Genomic DNA, 6,750 nt, shown 5'->3' with positions numbered 1-6,750 from the left:
AGCTCGCATGCTAGTCGGCGCGAACAACGCCCGCAGCCTGCCCGCTAGTATATTTATGGGGGCGATATTTTTGCTATTCGTCGATACCCTAGCGCGCACGATCAGCGTGAGCGAGGTGCCTCTGGGCGTACTTACGGGCTTTATCGGCACGATATTTTTCGTCTGGGTACTCTGGCGAAACAAAAAGGTTGCGTGATGCTTGAGGTTAAAAATCTAAATTTCGCCTACCCAAACGGCGCGGGTAGGCTAGAAAACGTAAATTTACGCGTCGGCAAGGGCGAAATACTAACGATACTGGGGCGAAACGGCGCGGGCAAATCGACTATGCTAAGCCTAATCAGCGGCACGCAGGCGCCGCACTCGGGCGAAGTTTGGCTCAGCGGTAAAAATAGCGCCGAGCTCAGCAACAAAGAGCGCGCCAAAATCATGGCCTACGTCGCTCAGAGCGAGATCTGCGAGTACGACTACACGGGCCTTGAGTTTATCACGATGGGGCGAGCGGCGCATCTGGGCATCTTTGCGCGGCCTAGCGAGGAGGACACGGCGATCGCGAAGGAATTTACCGCAAAGCTTGAAATCACGCACCTCGAGGATAAATTTATCACTCAGATGAGCGGCGGGCAAAAGCAGATGTGCTCGATCGCGCGCGCGATGGCGGCAAAGCCCGAGATCATCGTGTTTGACGAGCCAACCTCGGCGCTGGACTTTGGCAATCAGTACAAATTCCTGCGCACCGTTAAGCAGCTAAAAGAGCAAGGCTACACCATCGTGCTAACCACGCATAATCCCGATTTTGCCGTGCTTTTAGGCGGCTACGTGGCACTGGTTAAGGGCGGGGGCGAGGTGGCTTTTGGTACCGTGGACGAGATCATCGAGAGCAAACATCTAAGCAAGCTTTACGGGCTAAATTTGAGCGTGGAGTACATCGAGCAAGTAACTAGAAAGTGCTGCCTGACGCATCCACTGTGAGCTACAGCGCGCAAGAAGCGGCGTAAATTTGTACTAGGCAAAATCAAAAAGAATGAGAGCAACGGGCGCGGCGACAGGCGGATAAATTTTGCGCCTAAGGCGTGAGGCGCGTACCCGCCTTGTAAATTTGACGGATTTGGCTAGGCTCGTCGTTTGGTAAAATTTGCTCTCAAATTTAGCTTAAATTTGAGGCTTATAAAATTTGGCCGTGCCTTGGCTGGTTTTAGTCGGCGCGGCTATAGGCTTGCGCCGTCTGTAAATTCGGCGGTTAATTTAATCTCTCATTTTGCAGGCTGGGACGGTTAAATTTGTCTCATTAGAGCGTGTTTGATTAAAGCAAAACCATGCCCAAAAAGGCTCGCTCGCCACACTCTAAGTGCAGCAAACGAGCCCCAAAGCCAAATTTACACATACCCCTGATCTATCATCGCGTCGGCTACCTTGCGAAAGCCCGCGATATTTGAGCCAAGCACCAGATTTCCCTCGTCGCCAAACTCCTTGCTAGTTTCGTAGCTAAGCTCAAAGATGTGATTCATTATGCCGTGCAGTCGGCGATCAACCTCCTCAAAGCTCCATGAGCTCATGCCAGCATTTTGCATCATTTCTAGTCCCGACGTGCCCACGCCTCCAGCGTTTGCCGCCTTTGCCGGAGCGAAGTAAAAGTCCTTTTGCGCGAGCATGAAATTTATCGCATCAAGTGTGCTTGGCATGTTCGCGCCCTCGGCCACGAAGCGGCAGCCATTTGCGTAAAGTACTTTTATGTCGGCTAGGTGCAGCTCGTTTTGCGTTGCACACGGAAACGCTCCGTCGCACGGCACGTCCCACACGCCGTTTCTGCCCTCTTTGTACTCGCTTACGCTTACGTATTTTGCGTTCGGTCTAAATTTGACGTACTCGCTAAGGCGCGCGCGTTTGACCTCTTTTAGCTCTTTAAGTACCGCTAGATCGATGCCCTCTGCGTCATAAACGTATCCGTTTGAATCAGAAACCGTGATAGGCAGCGCGCCTACTTGATAGAGCTTTTCTACCGTGTAGATAGCGACGTTTCCGCTACCGCTTATGCTGCACTTTTTACCTTCTAGCGTTAGCCCCGCTTTTTGCAGCATATTTTGCGTGAAATAAACCAGCCCGTATCCCGTCGCCTCCGTGCGCGCTAGGCTGCCGCCCCAGTTTAGCCCCTTGCCCGTTAGTATCCCGTCAAATCTGCCCGTGAGCTTTTTATACTGCCCAAACATATAGCCGATCTCGCGTGCGCCCACGCCGATGTCGCCTGCGGGCACGTCCACGGTGTTGCCGATGTGGCGGTATAGCTCGGTCATAAATGCCTGGCAAAAGCGCATTATCTCGCCATCGCTCTTGCCTTTTGGATCAAAGGTGCTGCCGCCTTTTGCGCCGCCGATATTTACGCCCGTGAGCGAGTTTTTAAAAATTTGCTCAAACCCTAAAAATTTTAGCACGCCAAGATCCACGCTAGGATGCAGTCTGATACCGCCTTTATAGGGGCCCACGGCTGAGTTAAACTGCACGCGGTAGCCGTTATGAACCTGCGGTCTGCCGTCGTCATCCGTGTAGGTAACGCGAAATATCACCGTGCGCTCAGGTATCACGATACGCTCTAGGATCGCGTGTTTTTGGTATTTGCTCTCTTTTTTTATAAGTGGCTCGAGGCTGTTTAGCACCTCGGTCGCAGCCTGCACGAACACGCCTTGGCCCGGATTGGTTCTTTTTATCCACTCCATCGTTTTTTCGATGTACTCGCTCATCTTCACTCCTATTCGTCAAATTTTTGTAGTTGAATATTAACTCTCCTAGAAAAAATTTTTATTTAAATTTATTTTTATATTTTTATTTTAGGCAATAAGTGTTACGTATCGAAACTAAATTTATCAAACGTAACTTTTTGATAAATTTGTTGTAGTTTTATTTGGGCTTTTGACGGAGATTTTGGTCGGCTTTGGCGGGACTATGCTAAATTTAGGATATTTAAATTTACGGCGGTGCGTTTTTGCCGTTTTAGTTTTTGCGTATTTGGCGAGAATTCGTCAAATTTGAAATTTATCGGCAAATTTGTGGCTATTCTCGTCAAATTTATTTTTTGGCTAAATTTGAGCTTGTTGCAGATACGGACTAACTTTGCAGGCTTGTTTTAATCTATGTAAGGCGATAAATTTAAAAATGCTGGAGTAAATTTGGGCGGGTTAAATTTGCTAAAAACGAGTCAGAGTGTCAATTTTAGCCCAAAGCGGGCTAAAATAGATTACATATCCTCTTTGACTTCGTCGTTGCTGCGGACGACTAGACCCGAGCCGTGGATGACGCTAGGGATGCACGCCGTGCAGATATCGACCTCTTCGCCGTTTTTGTGAGCGCGGATAAATACTGCGTTTTCGTTTTCCGTGCTTTTTTGTCCGCAGACGTTGCAAACTACGATATTTTCAGTTCTCATTTGTTTTCCTTTTTTAAAATTTCGGCTTATTTTATTTAGTTTTTCGCCGATTTGAAATGATTTACGTCAAGCGCGAAGTCTCGCGTAAAAAGAAAAAATGCGAAAAATAAATAATGAAAAAAACCTGCAAGAAAAGCCCGAAAATAGGCACCAAACAAAGCAGGTAAAAGCACAGTGCGGCGGCTTTAAATTTATATCCGCCGTAGTCCAGCAAATAAAGCTCAAATTTGTGCCGCGAGAGGGCGTTTGGCGCGACGTCGATGAAAAGCAGCGAATAATAAAGATAAAAAAACGCCGGGTGCAGGGCGAGGAAATTTAGCGCGGGCACGGCTAAAATCGGCACGCAAATAAGCGCGATCAGGAAAAATTCGAGCAAAATTTTGCCCATAAGAGCCGTTTGGCGAGCTAGGCTAATATTTGCCAGCTGTGCCTCGTCCACGCGGTAGTGCCTGCGGTTTATCTCGCGGGCGATCACAGGAGTTAGAAAGCCCGCAACCGCGAGCGCGCAAAAAACCGAAAGCATGACGACCAGATATGCGCCGACGGCGTAAAATATCGCGCCGATGAGCCATTTTGCGATGCTTAGACTAAGGATTTTAGCCACCATCGGATACTCGGCCAGCGCGCCTGCCTCGCTGGATACGGCCGCGTTTAGCGCCTCATACAGCTCGCGGCCGCCAAACATCGCGATCGCTGTGATGATGAGTGCGGAAAAAACGAGCGGCAAGATAGAAAGCGCGATAAATTTGGGTGTGAAAAGGTCCTTTATCGAAAGACGTAAAATATCAGCGAACAATGAATCTCCATATTATTTAAATTTATGCCGTTTTGCGACGAAAGGGCGTTTGGCGCGGCGAATGCTTTTAACGGCGCTAAAATTTAATGCACGTATAGATTTTGCGGCTAAATTTGACCGATTTAAATTCCGCTTCAAATTTAGCTAAATTTACTCAAATTTACCCAGCTTTTTGGTGGCGATAGACTTGCTAGCGGCGTAAATTTTTGCGGGCTAAACGGCGGTATTTTAGCTAGCACGGCTAAACTGCGCTCAAATTTAACCGCCCGCGACTTAAGCCGCCAAACTAAATCGCAAAAAATTTGGCTAAATTTAACAACCAAATAGGCGCAAATTTAGCCCGCAAATTTTATTTTACCGCTTTGTACTCGGCCTTGAGCGCGGCGTAGATCTCGTCCACGCTTTTTAGCCCGCGAGCCAGGATTTCGTTCATCACGGCGTTATCTTCCTTGCCGTTCCAGACCTTTTTATAGGCGCCCTCTTTGTAGCCGTGGTCTTGGCGGAAGCGGTTTAGGACGTTTTTGCCGACGTAGCACTCGTAAAGCGAGCTGAGATTTACACCGCATTTTAGGCTCATCGTGAAGTAAATTTTAAGCAGATCAAAGAGCGTATACTCAAAGCCAGAGCACTTGTTTATGAGCATTTCGATGTCGTTTATGATCTCGTAGATGTTTTCATCAGCGACGTTAAACGGCTCGCGGCAAAACGCCTCAAAGCCGCTGCTAGCGCAGATATCGCTTGATAGCTTTGCGATGTCGCCGAGGTTGTTTAACTTGTACTGCTCAAGCATCAAACTCATCAAAAAGTGCCAGATATCCACGACCTCGACGCGCAGATTTTCTTCATTGGTCGGAGCGTTTATGCTTTTCCAGTGTTTCCAGGCAAAGCTATCTATGAGCTCGGCGCACTCCATATATATGCAGCGCTTCCAGTTGATGAGTTTGCCGTTTTTGTTGACACCGTTTTCCCAACCGATGCCGTTGGTATCGTCGTTTAGACTCTGCTGGAGATTTAGCATTTGGGTGATTTTTTCATTCGCGTTCATAAATTTTCCTATTTTTAAAATTTATGAATTATAGCGAAAATTTTAAACCGCGAACTAAACGTAAACTTTAAAGCTATCCAGCTGAGAAATGAGCTCGTCAAAGAGCTTTTTGGAGTTTTGAAGTAGCTTGGCGTCCGCTTTATTTTGCTCCATCAGCCTATCAAATAGCTTTAGCGTGCCGTCTGCGATAAAATTTTTGTGATTTGCGTCTTTGACCTCCGGAAGCTCCTTGCGAAAGGAGTTTGCGAGATTTGTCACGCGCGAAGATACCCAATCCTCGCCCTCTTTGACGTTTTTCATAAATTTATCTATGCTAGGCGATATCTTTTCTAGAGCGGTTGCCAGCTCCTCTTTATCGCGAGCGTCTAGTCCGTCGCCTTTATAGGAGAAACTATAGCCGTACTCGTGCGTGAGAGTGAGCGCGGATGCCGATGCGCCGGCTGTTTTGACGCTAGCGTAGTCTACTGTTTTGTTGTCGTACATTTTTAGATTTATCTCGTCGCCGCCGCTGGTTTTAAAGCTAAAATCAAAGCTGTTTAGGCTCGCGCTTTGGTAGTTTTGTAGTTTCATGATTTGTCGTCCTTTTGGCTTTATATCGACTAAATTTCTTTTTTCTTAATACCCCTTGCGCTAAAATCACTCAAAAAAAGGATGAAAATGTGCTGTTTTGCCACGCGCGTATTTTTACTTATTAGCGCGACCATTTTGAGCTTTGTTTTGCACGGATTTTTCCCGCAAATTCCCGTAGTCGCGTTTTATTTTTTACTAGCAAATTTGATCTCGCTTACGATATTTTCGCTATTTTTTGCGGGCAAACTGCCAAGCTTCGTTAAGCCCGCGGCGGTACACTATTTTAGCTTTATCGGCGGCTTTGCTGCGGGACTTGCGGTGACATTATTTAAACGCGAAAAAGCGGAAACTAAATTTGTCAGAACCGAGCTTTTTATCTTTGCTTTTTGGCTAGTTTTAGCTTGCTTTTTAGTGCTAAATTTTAGCTGGGTTTCGGCAAATTTGGCTCAAATTTTTAGCGCTTAAGGCGGACGAAATGGATGAGAAAATTTTAAAATTTATCCGCAAAATGCACCTGCTTAGCCTTGCTGTTTTAGATGATGGCAAGCCCTACTGCGCGAGCTGCTTTTACGCCTTTGACGAGGAAAATTTAGCTTTTGTCGTAGCAGGCGGTGAGCAGAGCGCTCACGTGAAGGCGTTTTTAGCTGAGCCTGACGTGGCCGGCACTGTCGCGCTTGATACCAAAATAGTCGGCAAGATAGAGGGCGTGCAGTTTCGCGCCCTAGCCGCCCCTGCAACCGCGCAGCAAAGCAAAATCTACTTCGCGCGCTTTCCTTACGCTTTGGCGATGAACCCGAGCCTTTATGCTTTGAGCCTAGGCTGGGTTAAATTTACGCATAATGCGTTGGGGTTTGGGAAGAAACTCGTCTGGCAGAGAGAACAAATTTAATAAAACGGCTTGTCTCGCGAGCGCTTTTCCGAGAT

General features: G+C 47.3%; 10 protein-coding genes. 4 read left to right on the top strand and 6 right to left on the bottom strand.

What is annotated here, in order from left to right; genetic code table 11:
• Positions 1-196, top strand: a 196-nt coding sequence (locus H740_RS07085) for an iron chelate uptake ABC transporter family permease subunit (RefSeq protein WP_002952772.1), incomplete at its 5' end; no start/stop codon positions are given.
• Positions 196-969: an ABC transporter ATP-binding protein gene (locus H740_RS07080; RefSeq protein WP_002952771.1), complete on the top strand. Its 774-nt coding sequence runs from the start codon at positions 196-198 to the stop codon at positions 967-969. The genes H740_RS07085 and H740_RS07080, both read left to right, overlap by 1 nt.
• A 404-nt stretch (positions 970-1,373) precedes the next feature.
• On the opposite strand, the gene gdhA is transcribed toward H740_RS07080, so the two are convergent.
• The 6 genes from gdhA to H740_RS07050 all read right to left on the bottom strand — a co-directional run bounded on the left by gdhA (position 1,374) and on the right by H740_RS07050 (position 5,826).
• Complete coding sequence (gdhA, locus tag H740_RS07075) at positions 1,374-2,732, bottom strand: NADP-specific glutamate dehydrogenase (RefSeq protein WP_002952770.1); 1,359 nt, start codon at positions 2,730-2,732, stop codon at positions 1,374-1,376.
• Between the two features lie 200 nt (positions 2,733-2,932).
• Entirely contained in the window at positions 2,933-3,055 is a 123-nt protein-coding gene (locus H740_RS12420; protein ID WP_269430642.1) for a hypothetical protein, read from the bottom strand.
• A 171-nt stretch (positions 3,056-3,226) separates the two neighbouring features.
• Positions 3,227-3,415: a hypothetical protein gene (locus H740_RS07070; RefSeq protein WP_002952769.1), complete on the bottom strand. Its 189-nt coding sequence runs from the start codon at positions 3,413-3,415 to the stop codon at positions 3,227-3,229.
• 61 nt (positions 3,416-3,476) lie between these two features.
• Entirely contained in the window at positions 3,477-4,211 is a 735-nt protein-coding gene (locus H740_RS07065; protein ID WP_002952768.1) for an EI24 domain-containing protein, read from the bottom strand.
• Between the two features lie 349 nt (positions 4,212-4,560).
• Positions 4,561-5,256, bottom strand: coding sequence for a dUTPase (gene dut, locus H740_RS07055; RefSeq protein ID WP_002952765.1), 696 nt, complete (start codon positions 5,254-5,256; stop codon positions 4,561-4,563).
• Between the two features lie 54 nt (positions 5,257-5,310).
• A complete protein-coding gene (locus H740_RS07050) occupies positions 5,311-5,826 on the bottom strand; it encodes a hypothetical protein (protein ID WP_002952764.1) in 516 nt (171 codons plus the stop codon).
• 87 nt (positions 5,827-5,913) lie between these two features.
• Between H740_RS07050 and H740_RS07045 the strand changes: the two genes are divergently transcribed.
• Positions 5,914-6,291, top strand: a complete 378-nt coding sequence (locus H740_RS07045; protein WP_002952763.1) for a hypothetical protein — start codon at positions 5,914-5,916, stop codon at positions 6,289-6,291.
• A 10-nt stretch (positions 6,292-6,301) separates the two neighbouring features.
• The gene (locus H740_RS07040) at positions 6,302-6,715 is read left to right on the top strand and encodes a pyridoxamine 5'-phosphate oxidase family protein (protein ID WP_002952761.1); all 414 of its coding nucleotides are present in this window, start codon (positions 6,302-6,304) and stop codon (positions 6,713-6,715) included.
• Positions 6,716-6,750 lie beyond the last annotated feature (35 nt).

Origin of the sequence: Campylobacter showae CC57C (assembly GCF_000344295.2) — a bacterium.
Lineage (GTDB): Bacteria > Campylobacterota > Campylobacteria > Campylobacterales > Campylobacteraceae > Campylobacter_A > Campylobacter_A showae_B.
Note: the sequence above shows the minus strand (reverse complement) of the source record. Positions and strands in the feature narration are given on the sequence as shown.

Coding starts and splice junctions, on each gene's coding strand:
- H740_RS07080 (WP_002952771.1), top strand. CDS start 196: ATGCTTGAGGTTAAAAATCTAAATTTCGCCTACCCAAACGGCGCGGGT.
- gdhA (WP_002952770.1), bottom strand. CDS start 2,732: ATGAGCGAGTACATCGAAAAAACGATGGAGTGGATAAAAAGAACCAAT.
- H740_RS07070 (WP_002952769.1), bottom strand. CDS start 3,415: ATGAGAACTGAAAATATCGTAGTTTGCAACGTCTGCGGACAAAAAAGC.
- dut (WP_002952765.1), bottom strand. CDS start 5,256: ATGAACGCGAATGAAAAAATCACCCAAATGCTAAATCTCCAGCAGAGT.
- H740_RS07050 (WP_002952764.1), bottom strand. CDS start 5,826: ATGAAACTACAAAACTACCAAAGCGCGAGCCTAAACAGCTTTGATTTT.
- H740_RS07045 (WP_002952763.1), top strand. CDS start 5,914: ATGTGCTGTTTTGCCACGCGCGTATTTTTACTTATTAGCGCGACCATT.
- H740_RS07040 (WP_002952761.1), top strand. CDS start 6,302: ATGGATGAGAAAATTTTAAAATTTATCCGCAAAATGCACCTGCTTAGC.